This is a genomic window from Flavobacterium sp. LHD-85, assembly GCF_030929595.1.
Classification (GTDB): Bacteria; Bacteroidota; Bacteroidia; order Flavobacteriales; family Flavobacteriaceae; genus Flavobacterium.
Genome location: NZ_JAVFVR010000004.1, coordinates 173,009 through 198,921, shown reverse-complemented (window position 1 = coordinate 198,921; position 25,913 = coordinate 173,009). Strand labels below are relative to the sequence as shown.

The 25,913-nt window shown below is 33.9% G+C and carries 17 protein-coding genes; 7 read left to right on the top strand and 10 right to left on the bottom strand.

From position 1 onward, the window contains the following. Nucleotides 1-505 precede the first annotated feature (505 nt). The 4 genes from hutH (at nucleotide 506) to RB618_RS08590 (ending at nucleotide 5,268) form a co-directional block, all read left to right on the top strand. Nucleotides 506-2,020, top strand: a complete 1,515-nt coding sequence (gene hutH, locus RB618_RS08605) for a histidine ammonia-lyase (RefSeq protein ID WP_308068379.1) — start codon at nucleotides 506-508, stop codon at nucleotides 2,018-2,020. A gap of 49 nt (nucleotides 2,021-2,069) precedes the next feature. Further along, nucleotides 2,070-2,714 (top strand): DUF47 domain-containing protein, encoded by a 645-nt coding sequence (locus RB618_RS08600; RefSeq protein WP_008462731.1) that lies wholly within the window; start codon nucleotides 2,070-2,072, stop codon nucleotides 2,712-2,714. 30 nt (nucleotides 2,715-2,744) lie between these two features. Next, nucleotides 2,745-4,085 carry an inorganic phosphate transporter gene (locus RB618_RS08595; protein WP_308068378.1) on the top strand — a complete coding sequence of 447 codons (1,341 nt, stop codon included), beginning with the start codon at nucleotides 2,745-2,747 and terminating at the stop codon, nucleotides 4,083-4,085. Nucleotides 4,086-4,272: 187 nt separating this feature from the next. Next, nucleotides 4,273-5,268 carry a WG repeat-containing protein gene (locus RB618_RS08590; RefSeq protein WP_308068377.1) on the top strand — a complete coding sequence of 332 codons (996 nt, stop codon included), beginning with the start codon at nucleotides 4,273-4,275 and terminating at the stop codon, nucleotides 5,266-5,268. A gap of 2 nt (nucleotides 5,269-5,270) precedes the next feature. On the opposite strand, the gene RB618_RS08585 is transcribed toward RB618_RS08590, so the two are convergent. The 3 genes from RB618_RS08585 to RB618_RS08575 form a co-directional block, all read right to left on the bottom strand. Further along, nucleotides 5,271-5,789 carry a YetF domain-containing protein gene (locus RB618_RS08585; protein WP_308068376.1) on the bottom strand — a complete coding sequence of 173 codons (519 nt, stop codon included), beginning with the start codon at nucleotides 5,787-5,789 and terminating at the stop codon, nucleotides 5,271-5,273. Nucleotides 5,790-5,889: 100 nt separating this feature from the next. Beyond that, a complete protein-coding gene (gene rimK, locus RB618_RS08580) occupies nucleotides 5,890-7,257 on the bottom strand; it encodes a 30S ribosomal protein S6--L-glutamate ligase (RefSeq protein WP_008462738.1) in 1,368 nt (455 codons plus the stop codon). 140 nt (nucleotides 7,258-7,397) lie between these two features. Then, nucleotides 7,398-9,944, bottom strand: coding sequence for an ATP-dependent Clp protease ATP-binding subunit (locus RB618_RS08575; protein ID WP_308068375.1), 2,547 nt, complete (start codon nucleotides 9,942-9,944; stop codon nucleotides 7,398-7,400). 257 nt (nucleotides 9,945-10,201) lie between these two features. Between RB618_RS08575 and gyrA the strand changes: the two genes are divergently transcribed. Both gyrA and RB618_RS08565 read left to right on the top strand, forming a co-directional pair. Further along, nucleotides 10,202-12,844 (top strand): DNA gyrase subunit A, encoded by a 2,643-nt coding sequence (gyrA, locus tag RB618_RS08570; RefSeq protein ID WP_308068374.1) that lies wholly within the window; start codon nucleotides 10,202-10,204, stop codon nucleotides 12,842-12,844. Nucleotides 12,845-12,880: 36 nt separating this feature from the next. After that, the gene (locus RB618_RS08565) at nucleotides 12,881-14,149 is read left to right on the top strand and encodes a tetratricopeptide repeat protein (protein WP_308068373.1); all 1,269 of its coding nucleotides are present in this window, start codon (nucleotides 12,881-12,883) and stop codon (nucleotides 14,147-14,149) included. A 62-nt stretch (nucleotides 14,150-14,211) separates the two neighbouring features. Here RB618_RS08565 and RB618_RS08560 read toward each other — a convergent pair whose 3' ends face one another. The 7 genes from RB618_RS08560 to RB618_RS08530 form a co-directional block, all read right to left on the bottom strand. Next, nucleotides 14,212-14,631: an OsmC family protein gene (locus RB618_RS08560; protein ID WP_008462742.1), complete on the bottom strand. Its 420-nt coding sequence runs from the start codon at nucleotides 14,629-14,631 to the stop codon at nucleotides 14,212-14,214. Nucleotides 14,632-15,064: 433 nt separating this feature from the next. Continuing rightward, nucleotides 15,065-17,047, bottom strand: a complete 1,983-nt coding sequence (locus RB618_RS08555) for a DUF349 domain-containing protein (RefSeq protein ID WP_308068372.1) — start codon at nucleotides 17,045-17,047, stop codon at nucleotides 15,065-15,067. Nucleotides 17,048-17,299: 252 nt separating this feature from the next. Then, nucleotides 17,300-18,052, bottom strand: a complete 753-nt coding sequence (locus RB618_RS08550; protein WP_308068371.1) for a lipid A phosphoethanolamine transferase — start codon at nucleotides 18,050-18,052, stop codon at nucleotides 17,300-17,302. A 56-nt stretch (nucleotides 18,053-18,108) separates the two neighbouring features. Beyond that, complete coding sequence (gene aroE / locus RB618_RS08545; RefSeq protein WP_308068370.1) at nucleotides 18,109-18,861, bottom strand: shikimate dehydrogenase; 753 nt, start codon at nucleotides 18,859-18,861, stop codon at nucleotides 18,109-18,111. A gap of 2 nt (nucleotides 18,862-18,863) precedes the next feature. Continuing rightward, the gene (locus RB618_RS08540) at nucleotides 18,864-20,258 is read right to left on the bottom strand and encodes a tetratricopeptide repeat protein (protein ID WP_308068369.1); all 1,395 of its coding nucleotides are present in this window, start codon (nucleotides 20,256-20,258) and stop codon (nucleotides 18,864-18,866) included. Between the two features lie 264 nt (nucleotides 20,259-20,522). Next, on the bottom strand, nucleotides 20,523-21,716 hold the full coding sequence (locus tag RB618_RS08535) for an aspartate aminotransferase family protein (protein WP_308068368.1): 1,194 nt from the start codon (nucleotides 21,714-21,716) through the stop codon (nucleotides 20,523-20,525). Nucleotides 21,717-22,018: 302 nt separating this feature from the next. Further along, on the bottom strand, nucleotides 22,019-23,665 hold the full coding sequence (locus RB618_RS08530; RefSeq protein ID WP_374121112.1) for an OstA-like protein: 1,647 nt from the start codon (nucleotides 23,663-23,665) through the stop codon (nucleotides 22,019-22,021). Nucleotides 23,666-23,984: 319 nt separating this feature from the next. Between RB618_RS08530 and RB618_RS08525 the strand changes: the two genes are divergently transcribed. Next, nucleotides 23,985-25,859 (top strand): alpha-amylase family protein, encoded by a 1,875-nt coding sequence (locus tag RB618_RS08525; protein WP_308068366.1) that lies wholly within the window; start codon nucleotides 23,985-23,987, stop codon nucleotides 25,857-25,859. Nucleotides 25,860-25,913: the final 54 nt, after the last annotated feature.

Sequence of the window (25,913 nt, the reverse complement as noted above, 5' to 3'; positions counted from 1 at the left end):
GAAAAAAGTATAGGTAACCTAGGATTATATGTAAAAATGTATACCCCTAAGGGGTAGTAGTAGTTGTAGTAGTAATAATGGTAGCAGCAATTGCAACTCCTGTTTGAGCTGTAATAATTGTAGATTGATATTTTATGCTGTTACTTTTCATTTTTGATTTTTCAAAAGTACAGCTTTTTACAAGAGTTAAAAACCCAAAAAGCTTTTTTGCGAATATTTTAATAATTCAAATCTCTATAAATCAATATTGAGTATTTGTTAAAATTGAATATGTTAAATTGATGTTTTGGCATATTTTGAACAGCAATTTTTATGGAATGAACCTTTGCAAAGGATTGATGTTTAGCTTAAAAACATATAAAAAACGGGTAAAAAAGAGATGTTTTGATTTGAATAGCGGTTTAAAGTATGTTAAGAGCTTTTATAGAAATCTTAATTATTGTGATAAAATGTTGCTTTTTAATATTGATTTGTTGAATTTTGGCGTTTAAAATTTAAAATCATCATGAGAGAGATTCATTATATAAGTTCAGAAACGATTACTTTAGAAACATTACAAGAAATTTTAAGTCAAAATAAAGTGCTTGAATTATCTGAAGAAGCTAAAGTAAATGTTCAGAAATGCCGCGATTATTTAGATAAGAAAATGGCATCGCATACTGCACCAATTTATGGTATCAATACAGGTTTCGGGTCTTTATATAGTGTGAAAATCTCTAATGAGAATTTATCTAAACTTCAAGAAAATCTTGTAAAATCGCACTCTTGCGGTACAGGTGAAGAAGTTCCTGCAGAAATTGTAAAAATGATGTTGTTGCTTAAAATCCAATCTTTAAGCTATGGACATTCAGGAGTTCAATTGATCACTTTGCAGCGTTTGGTTGACTTTTACAATAATGATATTCTGCCAATAATATATACTCAAGGTTCGCTTGGAGCTTCTGGAGATTTAGCGCCATTGGCACATTTATCTTTGCCTTTAATTGGAGAAGGAATTGTATTGTTTGAAGGAAAAAAAGTAGCTTCTGCTGAAATTTTGAAGCAGTTTAATTGGGAGCCAATCGTTTTACAGTCAAAAGAAGGTTTGGCTTTATTGAACGGAACTCAGTTTATGAGTGCTTATGGAGCCCACATTTTAATTAAAGCTTATAAATATTCGTACTTGGCAGATTTAATCGGAACTATTTCATTAGAAGGTTTTGATGGAAGAATTGAGCCATTTAACGAATTGATACATTATATACGTCCGCATAAAGGGCAAATCGTAACCGCACAAAGAATCACTGAATTCTTAGACGGAAGTGAAATTATCACTCAAGAAAAGAAACACGTTCAGGATCCGTATTCTTTCCGTTGTATGCCGCAGGTTCATGGAGCTTCAAAAGACGCAATTGATTATGTTCGAAAAGTATTCAAAACAGAAATCAACTCAGTTACAGATAATCCTAATATATTTATAGAAGCCGATCAGATTATTTCTGGAGGAAATTTCCACGGACAGCCTTTAGCATTGGCTTTAGACTTTATGGCAATTGCTTTGGCAGAATTAGGAAGCATTTCTGAAAGAAGAACGTATCAGTTAATTTCAGGATTGAGAAATCTTCCAGCATTTTTGGTAGACAATCCAGGATTAAATTCAGGATTTATGATTCCGCAATATACTGCAGCAAGTATTGCAAGTCAGAACAAACAATTGGCAACGCCAGCGAGTATTGATAGCATTGTTTCAAGCAACGGACAGGAAGATCACGTGAGTATGGGAGCAAACGGTGCTACAAAAGCCTTACGTATTCTTGATAATTTGGAGCGTATTCTAGCGATCGAATTATTAAATGCATCTCAGGCAATTGCTTATAGAGAGCCTTTAAAATCAAGTGGTTTTATCGAAATGTTCTTAAACAGCTACAGAGAAGTTGTGCCTTTGGTAAAAGAAGATAGAATCTTACATAATGACATAGAAAACACGGTTTTATTCCTTTCGAGTTTTCAAATTGAAAACGATTTGTTAACAATGGCTTAACACTGAAACGTGTTATTGAAGGTAATTTTGCGCTATCAAAAATAAAACAATGTCAATAAACAGTATTTTCCAATTTTTAGTGCCGAAAGACAAAAAATTCTTTCCACTTTTTGAAGAAGCTTCAAGCAATTTAATTGAATTAGCTTCTAACTTACACGAAGCTGTAAATTTACCATTAAAAGAAAGAGAAATTCTTTTTCAAAAGATTGACGAATTAGAACAAAAAGGAGAAGACATTACTCGTCAGACTAACTTAGAGTTAAGCAGAAACTTTATTACGCCGTTTGACAGAGAAGATATTCATACGTTAATTACTTCAATTGACAACGTTGCAGATTACCTTCACGGTGCATCTAGCCGTATGAGATTGTATCAAGTTGATAAGATTACAAAATCTATCAGAAAAATGACAGAAATCAACCTTGAAGCTTGTCAAAACATTGACAGTGCAGTAAAAGAGTTGAGAAACTTACAAAACTTTAAAGTTATTAAAGATGCGTGTGCTAGAATTAACAAACTAGAAAACAAATCTGATAACGTTTATAACAAAGCAGTTTTTGAAATTTTTGAAAACGAAACAGACGCTAAAAATATTATTAAATATAAAGAAGTGTTATCTGTTTTAGAATCAGCAACAGATAAATGTAAGAGTGTTGCGAACATACTAGAATCTATTTCTGTAAAACATTCTTAATTCAATTTTTCAATCTGAAGTTATAATCTTATGACTATACTTATATTAATTATAGTGCTTGCCTTAATTTTTGATTACATCAATGGTTTTCATGATGCGGCAAATGCTATAGCGACTGTTGTTGCAACAAAGGTTTTGACACCTTTTCAGGCGGTTGTTTGGGCAGCATTTTTTAACTTTCTGGCGTATTGGGTTTTCGGATTTGGTGTTGCAGATACTGTTGCTAAAACAGCCCATACCATGGAAATTAACCTAGTCGTAATTTTGGCTGGAGTTATCGCTGCAATCTGTTGGAATTTATTGACTTGGTGGTTAGGAATTCCTTCAAGTTCTTCTCATACACTTATTGGAGGTTTTGCAGGGGCTGCAGTAGCACATGCTATCGCTGTACATGGCTTCTCTGGTTATGTTGGAGAAGATGGAGCAACTCATTACTGGTATGAAATTGTAAGCTGGTATAAAGCAGGAAAAGACGGGGCAATGCCTTCGGGGGTTCTTATCATTATTGCATTTATCGTTTTAGCGCCATTAATTGGAGCATTGGCTTCTTATTTAATTTCGATTTGGCTTTTAAATGCTTCTCGTAAAACAATTGGACCTAAGATTTTTACTATAGCGTTAATGATTGCTACTGTTGTTTTCGTGTATTATCAAATGGTTTCTTATGAAGAAATTCTAGAACACGGAAAACCTCGTTTTGAATCTCATTTTTGGAGTGTAGTTTTTGATTCTCATAATATTAAATGGTTTTTGGTTGCTTTCATTATCTTGACAGTAAGCGGATTTTGTTTGATATTCAGTAGCTTAAATCTTCATCAGGCAGATGCGGCTTTAAAGAAAATGCAGTTATTATCTTCTGCAGCATTTAGTTTAGGTCACGGAGGAAACGATTCTCAAAAAGTAATGGGTATTATCGCTGCAGCTGTAGCGGTTTATATCAATACAAATCCAGGAGTTCATATGGATGCTTGGTTAGATGTTGTACTTCCAAATGATGATGCAGGTATCAAAGGTGTTATGCCAAGCTGGATTCCGTTAGCATGTTATTCTGCAATTGCAGCAGGAACTTTGAGCGGTGGATGGAAAATTGTGAAAACAATGGGTTCTAAAATCACGAAAGTAAGTTCGTTTGAAGGTGTTGCGGCAGAAACTGCAGGAGCTTTGACACTTTACTTTACAGAGCACTTAAAAATTCCGGTAAGTACAACGCATACTATTACAGGTTCTATTATTGGTGTTGGATTAACAAAACGTGTTTCTGCTGTTAGATGGGGAGTTACAGTAAGTTTAATCTGGGCTTGGATCTTAACTATTCCAATTTCAGCTTTATTGGCAGGTTTGGTTTATTTTATTCTAAGCGTCTTTATTTAATCTGAGAAAATGAATTTTGTAAAATGTGAAAAGTAAATCACATTTTGTTAATATAGAAAACCGATTTCAAATCTGAAATCGGTTTTTTTTGTTTTAATTTGTTTTAAAGTAAAAGTATAAAAGCTTTTAGAGGCTATAGGAATAGCCAATCTTGCAGACTTTTGGAAATAGTTTAATATTTAAGATAATGAAGAAAATAATTGTATTGGTTTTAATGCTGATTGTAAAAACTGGTTTTGCTCAATCAAAAGAAAAATCTTTTAAATATGGTTTTGTCGATCAGACAGGAAAAGAAATAGTTCCTTGTAAATATGACGGCATTAGCGCATTTGAAAGTGGTTTCGCTGTTGTACAATTAAAAGGCAAAAGCGGCGTAGTAGATAAAACCGGAAAAGAAGTTATCCGCTGTATTTATGATGAAATAATAAACAAACAGAATTGGATAGTGGTAAGCAATAAAAATGCTAAAGCCCAATATTTAATTAAATCTTCGGATGTATTGTTGACTAAAAAATACGATGATGCAAAAACTTTATCTCCTGAAATAACGGCTGTTAAACTGAATAATAAATGGGGGTTTATTGATGTTGTCGGAGAGGAAATAAGCCCAAAATATGATGAAATAATTGACTTTGCAGATCGGTTTGCTGTTGTGAAACTAAATGGCAAATTTGGTATTGTAGATCAGATTGGGAAAGAGGTTGTTGCTCCAATTTATGATCATGTTCAGAATTTTAAGGAAGGTTTTGCAGTAGTAGAATCTAATAATAAGTTTGGGGTGATTAGTGAGGAAGGGAAAATTGTAGTTCCTATAAAGTACGATATGAATTTTTATTTTAAAGATAATGCGTCAATTGTAAAACAGGAAAACAAGTATGGCGTTTTGGATAATGATGGGAAAGAAATCGTGCCAGTAAAATACGATTTCATGGTTTTGAATGATGAATTAATTCAAGTGAAATCAGGTGATAAATACGGATTGATTGATAAAACTGGAAAAGAAATAACTTCTGTAAAATATGATTTGATCGAATCTTTTAAAGATGGAATTGCTGTAGTGAAATTGGACGGAAAGTACGGTTTTGTAGACAAAGAAGGAAAAGAAATTGTAACTCCGAAATACGAAAAAGCAGATGATTTTAAAGATGGTTTAGGCGCGGTTAGAATTCAAGTCGGGAAGTAAAATCAAAGTTTTTGAAGGTTTTTATGATTGTGTTTTCGCTTGTAGTGTGTTTGTTTAAGATGTTTTTGATCTTTTGAAATTATACTTATAGTCCCATCAATTTCAAGCATTGCAAGTTTAATATCTGTGAGATGTTCTAAACCGTGTTCGCGTGCTGCTTCTTTTAGTTCTTCGTGCGAAACATCTAATCGGCTTAAAGTTTGAAAGTCTAATATACCGTCATGAATTAATATTTCAGGTTTGTCTAGCAATAAATCGCCAAGAGTTTTGAATCTTTTTGTCAATTTCTTAATAACAAAGTTGATCGAAAACAAAACCAATGCTGCAACCAATCCTCCAATTAAACTTGTGTCGGGACCAACCATCGCATTTTGGACAGAGTTGCTGATTAATAAAATAAGAATAATGTCAGCGGTATTTAATTGCGAAAGTTCTTTTTTGCCGAATATTCGTAAAGCAATTGTCATGAAGAAATAAACGGCAACGCTTCGAATAATTATATCTAAATAAGGAAAAGCCATGTTTTTTATTTTAAAGTTAAATAAAAAAGCTTTGTCAAAGTTTTAAACTTTGACAAAGCTGCTAAATTATTTATGAGAAATTAAATTTGAATGAACTTAATTACAATTTAAAATTCTTTTCAATAGCTCTGATCATTTCTCCAGCTACGTCTTTGTTAGTGGCGCCTTCAATTCCTTCAAGACCTGGAGAAGAGTTAACTTCTAACAATAACGGACCTTTAGAAGAACGAATAATATCAACGCCAGCTACTTTTAAGTCCATAGCTTTTGCGGCTTTAATCGCGATCTTTTTCTCTTCAGGAGTAATTTTAATAACAGATGCAGTTCCGCCAAGGTGGATGTTTGCTCTAAATTCGCCAGGCATAGCCTCACGTTGGATTGCGGCAACTACTTTTCCGTCAATCACAAAACAGCGAATGTCTTTTCCGTTGGCTTCTTTAATGAATTCCTGAACCAAAATGTTGGCATTTAAACTTTTAAAGGCATTGATTACACTTTCTGCAGCTTTTTTGGTTTCGGCCAAAACAACACCTTTTCCTTGTGTTCCTTCCAATAATTTTACAATTAAAGGTGAACCGCCAACCATTTTAATTAAATTGTCTGTATCAAGCGGAGAATTGGCAAATCCTGTAGTTGGAATATCAATTCCGCTGTTTAGTAATAATTGTAAAGAATACAGTTTATCTCGAGATTGAGTGATTGCTGTAGCTGAATTTAGAACAAAAACCTTTAATGCTTCAAACTGACGTGTTAATGCACAACCATAAAAAGTAATGCTCGGACGAATTCTCGGAATAATAGCATCAAACTCGTTTAAGATTTTTCCGCCTCTGTAATGAATCTCAGGTTTTTTGGCATCCAGTTTCATATAGCATTCCTTGATATTAAGAAAATGCATTTCATGGCCGCGCATTTCGCCGGCTTCCATGATTCTTTTGTTGCTGTATAATTCTGGATTACTGGCTAAAAGGCCAATTCGTAAACCAGTTTTTGCTTTTTCAGAGTTTTGGTATAATTCTTTTAAAGATTCTGCTGTAGGCTGTCCTAAAAGATATTTTTGTTCAGGATCGACTAAAACCCTTCCGCTCATGGCTTCGCGCCCTAAAAGCATTCTAAATCCCATAGAATCGCGATTGGTCAAAGTCATTTCGATTGGCCATTTGGCATCGCCAATTTTTAAGCTGGTTTGAATTACATAACGATGTTCTCTAAAACCGCTTGAACTTTTTACAATTCGTTTATCAACCAAAGGCGCTTCGCAATGAATAATGGTTTTGATATTATTCTGAATCGGATTAATGTCGAATTTAACCCAATTAGCATCATTTTTTATAAAAGGCGCTATGTTTAAAGCGTGCATTGCCGAAGTTTTGGCACCAGAATCTACACGAGCTTTAATTGTCGGGATTCCTAGTTCTGGAAATGAGCACCATTCTTCGCTGCCTAAAATGACTTTGTTTTGAAGCATATTTTGTTTTTTATTATAGAATTTAAATTCAAAAATAGCTATTTGCTTTTACTAAAGATAGTGATTTTTAATAAAAAAAATACCCGTTATGTTATGAAAACGTAACGGGCATATTATGAATGTTATAAATTTAAACTAATTTATTGATTCGTTGGCTCTTCGGCTTTATGAATATCTACTGATAATTCTTGTGAATCATCTTTTAAGTCCATCAAGATTTCATCACCAGAATGAATTTTTGAAGTGATGATTTCTTCGGCTAGCAAATCTTCAACATATTTCTGAATTGCTCTTTTTAGCGGTCTAGCTCCAAACTGTTTGTCAAAACCTTTTTCGGCAATAAACGCTTTTGCTTTGTCTGTTAAGCTTAATTTGTAGCCTAACTCTGCAATACGAGAATATAGTTTTTTCAATTCGATTTCGATAATCAAATCGATATCAGCTTTTTCTAATGCATTAAATACAATTACGTCATCAATTCTGTTTAAGAACTCAGGAGCAAAGGTTTTCTTCAATGCATTTTCGATAATGCTTTTCGAATTTTCATCAGCTTGAGCTGTTCTTGCAGCAGTTCCGAATCCAACACCTTGTCCAAAGTCTTTTAATTGACGAGCACCAACGTTAGATGTCATAATAATGATAGTGTTTTTAAAGTCAATTTTACGACCTAAACTATCTGTTAAATATCCGTCATCTAAAACTTGAAGCATCATGTTGAATACATCTGGATGCGCTTTTTCGATCTCATCTAAAAGAACCACACAGTAAGGTTTTCTGCGAACTTTTTCAGTCAATTGACCGCCTTCTTCGTATCCAACGTATCCTGGAGGCGCTCCAACTAAACGAGAAATCGCAAATTTCTCCATGTATTCGCTCATATCAATACGAACTAAAGCATCTTCAGAATCAAATAATTCTTTTGCTAATACTTTAGCCAATTGTGTTTTACCAACCCCAGTCTGACCTAAGAAAATGAATGAACCAATTGGTTTGTTCGGATCTTTAAGTCCGGCTCTGTTACGTTGAATAGAACGAGCGATTTTTAAAACAGCTTCATTTTGACCAATTACTTTATTCTGAATCAATTCAGGCAATTGAGCCAATTTGTTGCTTTCTGTTTGTGCAATTCTGTTTACAGGAATTCCAGTCATCATAGAAACAACATCGGCTACATTATCTTCTGTAACTTCAATTCTGTTGTTTTTAGAATCTTCTTCCCATTGTTCTTGTGCTAAAGCAAGATCTTTTTCGATACGTTTTTCGTCATCGCGAAGTTTGGCTGCTTCTTCATATTTTTGTTTTTTAACAACCATATTTTTCATTTCGCGAACTTCTTCCAATTGACGTTCTAGATCCAAAATTTGTTTTGGAACATCAATGTTAGTGATGTGCACGCGTGAACCAGCTTCATCCATTGCATCGATCGCTTTGTCTGGTAAGAAACGCTCAGACATATATCTGTTCGTTAGCTTAACGCAGGCTTCGATAGCTTCTGGAGTGTAAGTCACATTGTGGTGATCTTCGTATTTATCTTTTACATTATTCAAAATAGCGATTGTTTCTTCAACTGAAGTTGGCTCAACAATTACTTTTTGGAAACGTCTTTCTAAAGCACCATCTTTCTCAATATATTGTCTGTACTCGTCAAGAGTAGTGGCACCAATACATTGGATTTCACCTCTAGCTAATGCAGGTTTGAACATGTTTGAAGCATCAAGCGAACCTGTTGCTCCTCCAGCTCCCACAATAGTATGGATCTCATCTATAAAAAGAATAATATCGTCGTTTTTCTCAAGCTCGTTCATTACGGCTTTCATTCTTTCTTCAAATTGTCCTCTGTATTTTGTTCCTGCAACTAAACTTGCTAGATCAAGAGTTACAACACGTTTATGGAAAAGAATACGCGATACTTTCTTTTGGATAATACGTAGAGCAAGCCCTTCTGCAATAGCAGATTTACCAACTCCAGGTTCTCCAATAAGAAGCGGATTGTTCTTTTTTCTACGGCTTAAAATTTGCGATACACGCTCAATTTCTTTTTCACGTCCTACAACAGGATCTAATTTTCCTTCTTCAGCCATTTCTGTTAAATCTCTCCCAAAATTATCTAAAACTGGAGTCTTAGATTTTTTGTTTGACTTATTGGCGGGATTATTAAAGCTGCTTTCTTTAAGACTGTCATCTTGTCCTGAATCATCATTATATGATTCGTTTCTTGGCAAGTTTTCTAAGAATTCTTCTTCGTTTGGAGTCATATTTAAATACTGTTCTTTAGCTACGTCATAATCTATTTTAAGTTTATTCAATAGCTTGGTTGTTGGATCGTTTTCGTTTCTCAAGATACATAACAGCAAATGTGCCGTGCTTATCGATGAACTTTGAAATACTTTTGCTTCAAGAAAAGTGGTCTTCAGGGCTCTTTCGGCCTGTCGGGTAAGATGAAGGTTTTTCTTTTCTGCATTTACTTCAACGCTCAAGTTGGCAGGGCTAAGTACTTCTACTTTTCTGCGTAAATGTTCTAAATCGACAGCTAGGTTATTAAGTATATGAATAGCTTTTCCGTTACCATCTCTCAAAATACCTAGCATAAGATGTTCTGTACCAATGAAGTCGTGGCCCAAACGAAGAGCTTCTTCCTTACTGTACGTAATTACATCTTTTACTCTTGGTGAAAAATTATCATCCATAATATATAATTGGTATTGTAAATTTAGTGAATTACTGTTTTAAAAACAAAAACCGTACCTTCAAGAACTACTGTCAGCTAATAGACGAAAAAAAAGACAATAAAAGAGTTAAAAAACGCTTAATTTATTAACTAAAAGCTCAAATAAAGTTGTTAATAAATCATTTAAATAAGTGTAAGGAAATAGCTGAAAAAATTTTAAAAAAACGTATCTTGGCACGCTTTGAAAACTAATATAATTATTTAATATAACAACTTATGTCTGAAGGAGAAAAGTTAATTCCTATTAACATAGAGGATGAAATGAAGTCAGCTTACATCGATTATTCGATGTCAGTAATTGTATCGAGAGCACTTCCTGATGTTAGAGATGGCTTGAAACCAGTGCATCGAAGAGTTCTTTACGGAATGTATGATTTAGGTGTAACCTCAAGATCTGCCCACAAAAAGTCTGCGAGAATTGTAGGGGAGGTTCTGGGTAAGTACCACCCGCACGGTGATACCTCTGTTTATGATGCAATGGTGCGTATGGCGCAGGAATGGAGTATGCGTTATTTATTAGTTGACGGACAAGGTAATTTTGGTTCTGTCGATGGAGACAGCCCTGCAGCAATGCGTTATACTGAGGCTAGAATGCGTAAAATCTCAGAAGATATTATGGCAGATATCGAAAAAGAAACAGTTGATTTTCAGCTGAACTTTGACGATACTTTATATGAGCCAAAAGTAATGCCTACAAGAGTTCCTACTTTATTAGTAAATGGAGCAACAGGTATTGCGGTTGGTATGGCGACCAATATGCCTCCACACAATTTAACAGAGGTTATCAATGGTACTTTAGCATATTTAGATAATAATGATATTGAGGTTGATGAATTAATGACGCATATTAAAGCTCCTGATTTTCCAACGGGAGGTGTAATATATGGTTATGAAGGCGTTCGTGAAGCATTTAAAACAGGTAGAGGACGTATTGTAATGCGTGCTAAAGTTGGTTTTGAAGAAGTTGACGGAAGAGAGTGTATCATTGTTACTGAAATTCCGTATCAGGTTAACAAAGCCGAAATGATTAAACGTACGGCTGATTTGGTTAACGAGAAAAAAATTGAAGGTATTGCGAACATTCGTGACGAATCTGACAGAAATGGTATGCGTATCGTTTATATCTTGAAACGAGATGCTACACCAAACGTAGTTTTAAATACCTTATATAAATATACTTCATTACAATCTTCTTTTAGTGTAAATAATATTGCATTAGTAAAAGGCCGCCCGCAAATGTTGAATCTGAAAGATATGATTCATTATTTTATTGAGCACCGTCACGAAGTTGTAGTTAGAAGAACACAGTTTGAATTACGTAAGGCAGAAGAGAGAGCTCATATCTTAGAAGGGTTAATTATTGCTTCTGACAATATCGACGAAGTAATTGCGTTAATTAGAGGATCTAAAAATACAGATGAAGCTAGAGAAAAATTAATCGAGAGATTTAAATTATCAGATATTCAAGCTCGTGCTATTGTTGAGATGCGTTTGCGTCAGTTAACAGGTCTGGAGCAAGATAAATTAAGAGCTGAGTTTGATGAATTAATGAAGTTAATTGAGCATTTGAAAGCTTTATTGGCAGATGTTAATTTGAGAACAGATTTGATTAAAGAGGAGCTTACAGAAATTCGTGATAAATACGGTGACGAAAGACGTTCTCAAATTGAATATTCAGGAGGAGATGTAAGTATTGAAGATTTGATTGCTGACGAAAATGTAGTTATTACAATTTCTCATGCAGGTTATATCAAGCGTACAAATCTTACAGAATACAAAACGCAAAATAGAGGTGGGGTTGGACAGAAGAGTGCCGGAACAAGAGATCAGGATTTCTTAGAGCACATGTTTGTGGCAACAAACCACCAATATATGATGTTCTTTACCCAAAAAGGAAAATGTTTCTGGATGCGTGTTTATGAAATCCCAGAAGGAAGCAAAACGGCAAAAGGTAGAGCAATTCAGAACTTGGTAAATATTGAAAGCGATGATAAAGTAAAAGCTTTCATTTGTACGCAAGATTTAAAAGACAAAGATTATATCAATACGCATAATCTTGTAATGGTAACAAAACAAGGTCAGGTGAAGAAAACTTCTTTAGAGAAATATTCTAAACCAAGAGCCAATGGAGTTGCTGCAATTACAATTAAAGAAGGCGATGAGTTAATTGGAGCTCAGTTGACAAATGGAGAGAGCCAAATTATCTTAGCGGTTAAATCTGGTAAATTAGTTCGTTTTGAAGAAACTAAAACACGTCCGATGGGAAGAACAGCTTCTGGAGTTCGTGGAATTACTTTAAAAGATGAAACAGATGAAGTAATCGGAATGGTTACGGTGGATAAAAACGATATTTCTACATCTCAAATCTTAGTTGTAACTGAAAACGGATACGGAAAACGTACGAAATTGGTTGACGATGACGGAGAAGATGTTTACAGAATTACAAACCGTGGAGGTAAAGGGGTTAAAACGCTTAACATTACGGAGAAAACAGGTAAGTTGATTTCTATTAATGCTGTGACGGATGCAGACGATTTAATGATTATTAATAAGTCTGGGTTGACTATCAGAATGGCAATCGAAGATTTGCGCGTTATGGGACGTGCAACTCAAGGTGTTAGATTAATTAACCTTAAAGGTAAAGATTCTATTGCTGCGGTTACAACCGTAATGAAAGATGATGCAGAAGAAGTAGAGTTAGATGAAGATGGAAACGTAATTGCTGCAATTGAGAGAGTTAAACCAGATTTGGAAGTGTTGGAAGACGACGGATCTGTAGAAGATGATGACGACTCTGACGATGAAGTGGCAGAAGATGAAGATGATGCAGAAGCAGAGGATGAAGAGTCTGAAGAATAGTTAAAAACAAAAAATTAAATACAAATAAATACCATTATGAAAAGTAAATATGTAATACTTGCATCAGCATTACTGATCTCTGTAGCTACGTTTGCTCAAAAAGATCAAATTAAGAATGCTGAAAAGGCATTAAAGGGTGGAGATGCGCAAGGTGCTCTTGCTCAATTAAAAGATGCAGAGAACTTAATTGTAAATGCTAAAGATACTGAGCAGGCACAATATTATTTTGTTCAAGGAAATGCCTTTTTGGAGTTAGCAAATAAAAAAGTTGAGGAAGGTAAAAACTTATCTTTAGCGGCTAATAGCTACAAAAAATTAATTGAAGTTGAAAAAGCTTCAGGAAAACAAAAATATTCAACTCAAGCTGCAACATCAATTACTAGTATTAAAGGTTTATTGATTAACTCTGCAATTGCAGATACTCAATCAAGCAAACATGTAGAAGGTGCTAAAAAATTATACGAAGCGTATGAGTTAGATAAAAAAGATACAATTAACTTGTATTATGCTGCTTCTACAGCTGTAAATTCACAAGATTATGATCTTGCTTTACCAATGTACGAAGAGTTGAAAAAACTAAATTACTCAGGAAAAGGAACGATGTATACAGCTGTAAACAAAGCTTCTGGAAATGATGATAGTTTTGCAAATGCAAAAGAAAGAGATTTGGCTGTTAAATTAGGAACTCACGAAAAACCTAAAACTGAAGCTATTCCTTCAAAAAGAGGTGAGATCTATAAAAACTTAGCGTTAATCTTAGTTCAAAAAGGACGTACAGAAGATGCTAAAAAAGCAATCGCTGATGCTAGAAAAGCAAATCCAGATGATACTTCTTTGATTTTGACTGAAGCTAATTTATATTTAGAGACCAAAGACTTCGAGATGTACAAAAAATTAGTTGGTGAGGCTTTACAAAAAGATCCAAACAATGCTGATTTAGTATTCAATTTAGGGGTAATTAGTGCTGGAGCTAAAAATAATGCTGATGCTGAGAAGTACTACTTGAAAGCAATTGAAATCAATCCTAACTATACAAACGCTTACTTAAACCTTGCTGCTTTGAAATTGGAAGCTGAAAAACCAATCATTGATGAAATGAATAAATTGGGAACTTCTGCTAAAGATATGAAGCGTTACGATGTTTTAAAAGGACAAAGAGAAGCAGTTTTCAAAGGAGTTATTCCTTACCTTAAAAAAGCGAACGAATTAGATCCTAAAAACGAGGATGTTTCTAAAACATTATTAGGAGTTTACAGCGCTCTTGAAATGACTGCAGAAGCTAAAGCTTTAAAAGCTAAAATGTAATTGTTAGCTTTTTAGAATAAGAAAAAAACCATTCACCGCGGTGAATGGTTTTTTTTATGCCTCTAACTAATTAGTTCAGCAGATAAAGTAATTGTAGTGTTTAATAATTTTGAAATAGGACAAATTTCTTTTGCTTTTGCAGCTGTAGAAGCAAATTGTTCAGCAGAAATTGAAGGAACTTTACCTTTTAAATCCAGGTGAATTAAAGTAATTGTTCCGTCTTCAAAAGTAACTGTAGCTTCGGTAGTTAAATCATCTGCTGTAAAACCTGCTTCGTTAAGTAAGAAGCTTAATTGCATTGTAAAACAGCCTGAATGCGCTGCGGCAACTAACTCTTCTGGATTTGTCCCGACACCATCAGCAAATCTTGTTTTAAAAGACAGCTGAGCATTATCTAAAGTTGTACTTTGTGTACTAATTGTTCCTTTTCCTTCCATACCGGTTCCTTTCCAGTTGGCGTGTGCTTTTCTTGTAAATTTCATATTCTCCTTATTTAAAAATTAGTATTAAATGTTATTTGCTTGATTGCTAGTTAATAGTGGTAACTCAAATATAATCAATATTTTGCAGAATAGTTTTGTGGAATTTAATGAGATTGTTAAGTTTCAAGTTTTAGTTGAAAATTGGATGGTGGTTTTTAACGCAAAGAATGCAAAGGTTTACGCAAAGTTTTTTGTTGAAAGTCGGATTGGGATTTATCGCAGAGAACGCTAAGTATTTACGCAAAGTTTGCAAAGCTTTTGTTTTTATGCTAGTATGTAAAGTTCTCAAAGCTTTGTCTTGACAACAGCTTAAATATTCCTTAAAAAAAAACTTTGCGGTCTTTGTGTTAAAAAATAACGACAAAAAAAAGGTGCAATGAAATTCATTACACCTTTATATTTAAATGGTTTCTACTTCGTTCAGTCAAGACAATTATTCCGGCTGATTTAAGTTTCTTAATTGTTTCAATTTATCTTTCCATACATCAAGGCTTTCTTTGTGAATAGCAATGTTTTTGCGTACTTCTGTAACTATTGAATTCTCTTTTTTAGCATTTTTAGTATTGGTAAAGAATTGGATGTTATTTTCTAACTGGAAGATTTCATTTTGAACCTCTTCAATTTTACGCATAATAAAGATTTTTTCATTATCTAATTTACGCGTGTCATTACTGTCAGTTAGAGAATCAATGCGGTTTGCAAAACGCATCATTTCAGATTCTTTTTTGCTTAAGCTTAGTTTTTCAAAAAGAGCGTCCAATATTTTATTGAATTTTCCTTCGATATGTCTTCTAGAAAAAGGAACTTTTCCAAATCCTTTCCAAGTTTCAATATGTGCTTTTATGGCATCTAAGTCAGTTTTGTGATCTCCCGTTAATTGAAAAGCCCTTAAAGTATCTAAATATGCTTTTTTATTATCAAAAGCGGCTACTTCTTCACCGTTTTCTTCAGATTTATGTTCTTTTAATTTATCGAAATAATGATTGCAAGCATCCTTAAATTCTTTCCAGATTTTGTCTGAATATTTTTTTGGAACATGACCAATTTGTTTCCATTCTTCCTGGATCTGCTTCATTACCGGAGTTGTAGCTTGAAAATCGGTACTTTCCTGTAATTCCTTAGCTTTGGCAACAAGAGCCAGTTTTTTATTTAAATTATCATTTTGGTCTTTTTTGATGTCCTTATAGAAAGAATTTTTGAAAGCATTGAAATTTCTAACAGCAGTTTTAAACGCTGCCCAAGTTTCTTCATTTACTTCAGACGGAACTTTTCCAGCTGCAAAGAACTCATTTCTTAAATCTTCTACTTTCTGAATTTGAACAAGCCATTGCGAGTGAGAATTTACTTTTTCGCTACCAAGCGCTTCAATTTTAGCGATAATCTCTTTCTTAACTTCAAGATTTTTTTGCTCATTTGCTCTTTGGCTTTCGAACAAAAGTTCTCTTTTGTCGTGTATTTTCTTAGTCAGTTCACTAAATTGATTCCAGATGGCATCACGGTGCTCTTTAGAAACAGGACCAATTTCTTCTTTCCAAATTCGGTGTAAATCCTGTAATTCACGGAAAGATTTATTTACGTCTGAATCGTTTACCAGTTCTTCAACGCGAGCTATGATTTTTTGTTTTAATTCTAAGTTGTGTTTAAAATCTAAATCTCTAGCTTCACGGTCTAAATGAAGATAATCGTAGAAATTTTCTACATGGAAATGGTAATTATTCCAAACGTGATTGTATTTATCCTTCGGAATCGCTCCAGCATTTTTCCATCTTTCTCTTAATTCATTAAAATGTTTAAGAGTGTCTTTGATGTTTTCCTGCGGATTAATTAATTCTTTTAATTCTTCAACGATTGCCAGACGGTTTTCTAAATTAGTTTTTAGATTGGTTTGCAAATGTTTAAAATGAGCATTTCTTTTCTCTCTAAAAACATTATAGTATTCATCAAATTTTGATTTTAAAGGAAGGTGATATTCAAATTCTTCATTAGGATCTGGATTGGAAGCTAAAAATTCTTCTTTTTTCTCCTCTATAAGATGATGGTATTGTAGTAAAAAAGCTTTTTTGATTTCTTCAATATGATCTTTTACAGGCATTACTTTGTCTGTATTAACCAATTTTTTAAGTTCATCAACAAGTGCATCCAGAGAAAATGTATTGTAATCCTGCATAGGAATGTCGTGACGTTCCTTCAAAGTTTCGTCTTCGCTTTCAGCAGCATTTGAATTTGTAATGACATCTAATGCTTCTTGATGGGCATTTTCTTGTTTTTCTGATTCATTTTCAGTTTCAGTGACCAAATTTTCAGTCAAAGTTTCAGCATCTGATGTTTCAATTGCACTATTTGCTACAGAATCATTTATTTCGATTCCAGATTTTCCGTCTGCTTCATGCAGGTTATCATTCTTTTCTTCTAACATCTTTAAAAATGTATAAGGTTTTTATTTTAAACAATGCGAAAGATAGTAAAGGTGTTTCTAACTACAAAATAAATCGTTTGTTTATACACTAATTTGCGATGAAATTCTTATTGTTTAAGTTAGTTTGGCAGTATGATATATTAATTTTTGCTATTTTGATTGATAAGATGGAAATAATTTTTTTTGCTATTTTTTAATGAAAAAGAAATGGAATTATAAGAAAGTGTTGTTGAATTAGTAGTTTATCCTAAATCAAAACAGAATCAGCAGACCGACTTCCATACCAAAATTATATGATTTTTCGCCGCCAAAAGCTACGCTGGGGTGTACATAAACTAAATTTGTTGGGGTGATTTTTCGGCCAAATTCCATAAAAGCGTTATTCTGAAAGCTATCTAGAACGTAGTTGTATCTAAAAGCTACGTCTGTAGCAATCCAATTTTTGCCAAAAAACCATAATAAGTTGTTTTCTAATAGGGTTACACTTACATCGCTTCGGTTGCTTGATCCTGCAAAACTTTGGGAATGTTCAAGCGTTGCAATCCATAAAAATTTCTTTTGATTGAAGTATTTTGCAAAAATTCCAGCAGGGATAACGACCCATTTTCCAGTGCCAAAACTTGGATCAGCAGCAGAATTTGAAATAACACGGGTTCTAAGACCAATTCCGTTATTTTTTTTAAAATAGGGGATAAAACTAAGTCCGGCACCCACATCGCCAAGTCCCGTTTGATTGATAGAATTAGAGTTGGTTGAAATTAGAGGCAAATCAAATCTCAGATTCCAGGCTTTGTTGCCTATAGGCTGTAAAACACGCAAATTTGTAGTGTTAAACGAGCCGTTTTTGGTATCTAAATACTCGTTGTATAAAAGAATAGTCTGCAGAAAATAGTGGTATCGCGGTTCTGCAAAGGGACTATTGCTTCTGTCTATATCTTCATCTTGTGCTGTTGCAAGAAATGTAATAAGAAAAAAAATGCTAAAGTAAAGTAGTTGTTTTTTCATAAATGTCTGCAAATGAGTAGACTAATTTACAAAAATTACTTTAACATTTTATTTTTTTATTTGTTCCAGATTTTCCATGCTTTTTCGGCTTGGAAAATAAGCATATCGTGCCCATTTTTAATAACAGCACCTTTTTCTTTTGCTTTTCGCAGGAAAGTAGTTTCTGCAGGATTATAGATTAAATCGTAAGCAATATGCTTTTCTGTGAAAAACTCGTATGGTAAATTTGGACAAGCATCAATGTTTGGACTAGTTCCTACTGGCGTACAATTGATTATGATTTGAAAATTATCAAAAGTAGTCGCATTGATCAAGTCATAATCAATAATGTTTTCTTTTGCTTCTCTAGAAACAAAAGTGTACGGAATATCCAATTCGTCTAAAGCAAAGGCAACACCTTTAGAAGCTCCGCCAGTTCCTAGAATAAGGGCTTTTTTATGGTGTGGCTCTAATAAAGGTTTTAAGGACTTTTTGAATCCGTAATAATCGGTGTTGTAGCCTTTTAATTTACCGCTTTTAGTAAATTTAATTGTATTGACAGCGCCAATTAGAGCGGCTTTTTTTGATAATTTATCCAAGAAAGGAATAACTTGTTCTTTGTACGGAATGGTAACATTTAATCCTTTTAAATCAGGATTGTTCTTAATTAATTCTGTGAAGTAATTAATCTCAGAAATGTCAAAATTCTCATAGCTGTTACCAGCAAAAACTTCATTATTAAATTTCTCTGTAAAATAACCTTTTGAAAAAGAGTAGCTTATGTTGCGTCCTAATAATCCAAAACGTCTTCTTAATAAAATATCAACCATTCTTATTTACGATGTTTTTCTATATAATTTTTAACTGTTTTTTTTGTCCAAACCACCGGAAACAAATCTTCTATCAAGATATAGTTATCAAAGTTCAAACGTAAACCATTGCTTAAATGAAATTTAGCTTTTGTGTTGTCTTGAATCATAAAATACAATCCCGCTAAACGGTATTCGATTTCATTTTCTTCAGGGAAATATTCTGAAGCTTGCAATAAAGTTTGAATAGCCGTTTCAAATTCTCCTAAAAACTGAAGAATATCAACCCAATATAACCAAGTGTCTAGTGCGTAATCTCCAAATTCAACTGCTTTTCTAAAACCAAATTCGGCTTCTTCAAAGAAATTCATTTGTTTGTTGATTGTGGCATATCTTTTCCAATACAAACGATTCTGATTGTCAATCGCCAAAGCTTTATTTACAAAAAATAATGCTTTTTGATAGTTTTTTTGGCGAAGGTGAAAATCTGTAATCGCAATCCAGCCTTTATCTAAAAGCGGATCTTCATGAACAGTTTGGTTATAATATTGAATCGCTTTCGCTAAATTTCCAAGTTTTTCATAACATTTTCCAATTCGAAGAAGGGCGTACGAAGTCGCATCGTCCAATTCGATGGTTCTGTTATAGCTTTCAATTGCTTCATTATATTTTTTAAGGCGCTCGTAAGCTTTTGCTTTTTCCATAAAAGCGCCTAAAAATTCATCATCAATTAGCGTTGCATAATCAAAAGCACGAATAGCTTCTTCATATTCTTTTACGCCATAATGAAGACGCCCAAGCTGATGCCACGCAATTTCGCTGTACGGATTTCTGTTGATATATTCGTTAAGATATACAATAGCTTCTTGATTTTGGTCTAAAAATTCAAAACAATACACTACGTTGTATAGAGCAGATTGATCTTCTAAGTCTTCTTCAAGACATTTGATAAAACTGTCCTTTGCCAGCTCGAGATTATCCATAAAAAGATATTCCATTCCAATCAAATTATACACATCAGCATAATCGTCAGTATATTGAAGAGCAATTTTTAACAGTTCAACTGCTTTTTCGTGCTGATCTCTTTTGGAACAAATATTGGCTTTCTGGATGTAGATTTCCTCGTTGTTAGGTTCAATTGCGTATAACTCATTCAAAAGCTTTTCAGCGATGTCGAGTTTGTCGTCATAAACTAGCATTTCTACTTGTACTAATTTTAAGCCTGTAGATTTTGGATGCTGGTCTAATGCAAGCTTCAAGGCCTTTTTTGCTAAATTAGCCTTGCCTATGTCTAAATAATGAAGAATTATTTCTTCGAATTCTTCAGAATCAAAAAAGAGTACTTTGTTGGTTTTTAACATCGACTCAAATTTGGATAGGGATAGGTTATAATCTTCTTCTTCGTTGCTTAATTGCATACTTCGTATATTTGAAATTAGCCTGTTATAAATTTAGGCAACCATATAATCGCTGTAAGGATAAGAAATTAATTGTTTTGAACAATTTAATTAACAAAATATGGCGTTTTTTATTCTATTTTGGGAAGAAATCTCCTTTATTCTTAAGGGATTAGCTTCGGTTTTGTCATTTTTTAATTTGTGTTAGAAGACTTTCTTGAAATAGAAATTGAGCTTTAATTTCTGTCAGTGATATGAAAAACAGTGCACAAATAATTTTTTTTTTTAGCTGTTGTTCTTCTTCATTATTTCGTCCATCACGTCTAAAATAATCGCACAACCTTCTTTAATTTCGTCTTCAGAAATAGTCAAAGGAGGTGTAATTCTTATTGCGCATCCTTCAAATAAGAGCCAGAATAAAATAAGTCCTCTGTCTTGACAGGTTAAAATGACTTCGTTAGTAATATCTGCCGATTCTGTCATAGCGGCAAGCATTAATCCTTTTCCTCTAACTTCTGTAATCAAAGGATGTACCAAAAGCGATCTGAAGAGTTTTTCCTTCTCTAGCGTTTCTGCCATTAAATTTGTTTCAGTTAATTCTTGCAAAGTAGCGAGACAAGCTGACGCAATGACAGGGTGACCTCCAAAAGTGGTGATATGTCCTAATTTTGGATTTTCTGTTAAAAGGTCCATTTTTTCGGCAGAAGCAGTAAAAGCGCCAACTGGCATTCCACCGCCCATTCCTTTACCCATAACCACAATATCTGGAACAACATCGTAATTTTGGAAACCAAAAAGTTTTCCGGTTCTTCCAAACCCTGGCTGAATTTCATCAACAATCATTAAAGCTCCAACCTCATCACAACGTTCGCGGACTTTTTTCAGAAAGTTGTTTTCTGGCTGAATAAAACCAGCGCCACCTTGAATGGTTTCTAAAAGAATTGCTGCTGTGCGAGTGGTTATTTTTTGTAAATCTTCTTCGTTGTTGAAAGTGATAAAATCAACGTCTGGGAGCAAAGGTCTAAAAGCCTGTTTGCGTTCCTCAAATCCCATAACACTCATAGAACCCATAGTGTTTCCGTGGTAAGCATTATGGCAAGAAATAAGCTGGCTGCGTCCTGTAACTCGTTTGGCTAATTTTAACGAACCTTCAATTGCTTCTGTACCAGAATTGACCAAATAAGTTTTGTTTAGAGATTCTGGGAGTAAAGAAGCCATTAATTTACAATATTGAACGGCTGGACTCTGAGAATATTCTCCATAAACCATTACATGAGAATATTTGTCCAACTGATCTTTTATGGCTTGATTAACTCTAGGGTGTTGGTGCCCTAAAGTGCAAGCCGAAACTCCAGCAACAAAATCTAAGTATTTTTTATCGTTTGTATCGTATATGTAAGAGCCAATGGCATGCGAAACTTCCATTCCTAGTGGATAAGGAGAAGTCTGCGCTTGGTATTTTATAAAATCTGGATTCATTTCTTTTTAAGCTTCTAAGTTGCTGAGATACTAAGATTCTAAGCTTCTAGGTTTTTAACTGTAAACTGCGACCGCGACTGAAAACTTTTTTAGGTTCAAAGTGGCAAAGATACTAAGGTTCTAAGGTTCTAGGTTTTTTAACTTTACGCTTAAGCTAACTTTGTGGTTTAAACAATCGCAAAGCACTGAAAACTGTAACTGCGACTGAAAACTTTTTAATGGTAAGCCTAAGTTAACTTTACGGTTTAAACAACTGCAAACCACTGTAAACTGTGACCGCGACTGAAAACTGCGACTGAAAACTACTTAATTTTAGGCTTCGGTTCCGCTTTGGCAGCTGGTTTCTTCTTGTCGTAATTCAAGGTTTCTTTCCTGATTTTCAGTGGAACGTTTTTACCTTTTTCCTCTTGTTCTTTTCCTTCTTTAATCAGTTTTTCATTCAGTTCATTGTCTTCAGTGGTAAAAATATCGTCTTTTGACTTTATTCTTTCATCTCCCCGCCAATTCATTCCTCGAAGTTTTCTGGCATTTTCAGGAAGTTCATCTTCGGGGTAAATATCTCCATCAACTTTATTGAAGAAAGTAATGGTCTCAATGGCATTGTTTTCCAATATCATATTGATTTTACTGCTGACATTTTTGTTGATTCCAATTAGCTCATGCGCGTCATTTCGCATATAGTAAATTACTTCTGTATTTTTAATGACATCGACATCATGCAGTTTTCCATCCCGGAATTTTCCAAACAAATTGATTCCCTTGACTTGATTAAAACCAGTTCCGAGGGTATCCTTGGAGAGGACAAAAGAATTGTTTAGCACTTTTAAAGAGTCAATTTTTCTTGTTTTATTGTCGCCAATTAGATGCATTACATCTCCTGTAATTTGGTTGTCTCCATTCCAGAGAATTGGATTTCCGATAAGTTTTGTCAAAGCGCTTTTGGAATCAGAATGTATAGAATCGCATTTTCCGCTCATGTCTGTTTTATAAAAACGAACATTGTTGAAAGCGCGCAGAATTCGCTCGCCTTCTTTTCCTGTCACCATTAATTTTTTTCCGTGAATGTAAACCGAGTCATTTTCAACTAAATTGATGGCAACAGCTCTTTTGGTTACAAACATTGAATCTTTCAGTTTGTAAAGCTCTGCATAATGGCCTTTTACAATTCCTTTGTTAATCGAATCGGTAATTTTTACGTTCCGTGTTGCTGAAGCAAATTCAATATTTCGATTATAATACAAGCTATCTCCTTCAATAAGCCTGTCGTCATATTTAATATACGATCTTCGTAGAAAATGGGCTAAGTTTTTCTTTGTATCGTAAAAGCCTTTTTCGGTATAAATGTAATTGGCTTTGCTCGTTATAGTTGAAGGTCCAAGAAGATAAGTGTGTCCAGAATTACTATAATAATCCAAATGATTTGATTTTATCACATATTTCGGATTTGTAATGGTAACTTCTGTCAGGAACTGAAATTTCTTTTCTTTTACATAATATCTTCCAGATTTACTCACCAAGGTATTGTCTTTGTTTATGATAGTACCTTTTGTGTTGTAAAATGCTTCTTGAACATTTCTGTCAAAATTAATAGTATCAGTCTGTAAAGTAGCATCAGGAGAAGTTAAAACCGCATTTCCTGTAGCAAAAGCTTTCTTTTCATTTCCACTATATTCTGCATATTTACTATTTAAGAATAAAGTATCTCCCTGTACTAATTGTACATTTCCGAATGCTTTTAGATAATTTTCTTTTTGAAAAAAATAAGCTTTATTGCAAGTCAACACAACACCGTCGTGATTTACTTTTACATTTCCGGTAAGTAAAAGTGCATCAGGTACATTAACTTGATCCACATCAGAAAAGTCAGCATTCTCGATGACAATTGTTTTAGGAGATTGTGCAGGTTTTTTTGCTTGCGCGAAAGTGAATTGAACGCTTAAAAAAGACAGACAAATAAATATGAAAAAGAGTGATTTCTTCAACTGATTAAATTTTTGTCAAATTTATAAAAAAGGTTAGAACCTGTGGCTGATATTAGGATTAATTTATAATAAGTCATCAACAGTCTAAAGTCAGATTTAAGCCTCATTTAATTTTTCAACAAAATCTTAAACTCTCACGTTGTAGTGCTTGTATTTTAAGCCGAAAACATTGTAAATTAAATAAAACGTTTTCGGAGTTTTAAAAAATGAGCTATTTTTAGAAAATTGTTTTGATGCTTTCTAGCGTTGAAGCCAAAGAGAGAAGATAAGAATAGCCTAAAAAAATATGATAAGTAAAAGAATAATCGCAGCCGGAATAACATTAACGGTACTATTTTCAGCCTGTAAAACAAAAGATATAAAAATGAGCACAGCAAACGAACAAACGACAGCAGAAAAGAAAGTTGTAGTTTATCAAGTTTTTACGCGCCTTTTTGGAAATAAAAATACAAACAATAAACCGTGGGGAACTATTGAAGAGAATGGTGTTGGAAAATTTAATGATTTTACAGACAAAGCGCTTCACGAAATAAAAGATTTGGGCGTAAGCTATATTTGGTATACTGGAGTTCCGCATCATGCTTTGGTGCGTGATTATACTGCCTACGGAATTTCAAATGATGATCCAGAAGTGGTAAAAGGCCGTGCAGGTTCTCCTTACGCAGTAAAAGATTATTACAATGTAAATCCAGATTTGGCTGTAAATCCTGCAAAACGATTAGAAGAATTTGAAGCTTTAATCAAACGAACTCATAATGCAGGTTTGAAAGTTATCATTGATATTGTTCCAAATCATATCGCAAGAAAGTACGAAGGAAAATCAAATCCAGAAGGAGTAAAAGATTTTGGCGCAGATGATGATATCACGGTTGAATATAAACGAAACAATAATTTCTATTACATTCCACAGCAGCATTTCGAAATTCCAGATGGAGATATTCCTTTTAATGGAGAAAAAAATGCGCTTGTTGATGGAAAATTTGATGAAAACCCTGCGAAATGGACAGGAAATGGTTCTCGCAAAATTAAACCAGATCAAAATGATTGGTACGAGACGGTAAAAGTAAATTATGGAGTGCGTCCAGACGGAACTAAAGATTTTCCAGAACTTCCTGCTGGTTTTGATCAGAAATCTTATCAAGAACATTTTGCTTTTTGGCAAGATAAAGATGTGCCAGATTCTTGGAAAAAATTTAGAGATATTGCGCTGTATTGGACAGCAAAAGGCGTAGACGGATTCCGTTATGATATGGCAGAAATGGTTCCGTATGAATTTTGGAGTTACATGAATTCTTCTATCAAAATGAAAAATCCAAATGCTTTTTTATTGGCTGAAGTTTATAATCCGAATGAATACCGCAATTATATTCGTTTAGGAAAAATGGATTATTTGTATGATAAAGTAGAAACATATGATAAGCTGAAAGATGTAATTCGCGGAAAATCTTCTCCAGACGAATTAACAAAAATCCAAAATAACATGTCGGATATTGAACATCATATGCTTCATTTTTTAGACAATCATGATGAACAGCGTTTGGCGAGTCCAGAGTTTGCGGGAACGCCAGAAAGAGGAAAGCCTTTAATGGTGGTTTCAGCGACAATAAGTACTTCGCCAACTATGATTTATTTCGGACAGGAAGTAGGAGAGGCGGGGAACGAAGATGCAGGTTTTGGAAAACGTTCGAGAACATCGATTTTTGATTACATCGGAGTTCCAAATCATCAACGTTGGATGAATGATGGTAAATTTGATGGCGGAAAGCTTTCTGATTCTGAAAAACAGCTGCGTGATTTTTACAAACGTTTGCTGAATTTTACAATCAATAGCAGCGCCTTGATGGGAAGTTTTGAAGAAATTCAAACTGTAAACCGTCAAAATAATGAGAGTTACGATGTATTATTGTATTCTTACGCACGTTGGTCTGAAAGTCAAAAATTGATTGTAGTGGCTAATTTCTCTTCAGAAAAAACAAGCGAATTTGATTTAAAAATTCCTGCGGATGTTATTTCAAAATGGAATTTAAAAGATGGAGAATATCAAATGAAAGAGCAATTGTATCAAGATAAAACATTTGTATTGAAAGTGCAAAATGGGCAAGGAGAAGCTAAAATCACAATTGAACCTTCAGAATCTTTGATTTTAGAATTGAAATATTAAAATCGGAATTATAAAAAAAACTTGTTTAGGGAATGTTAAGCAAGTTTTTTTTTT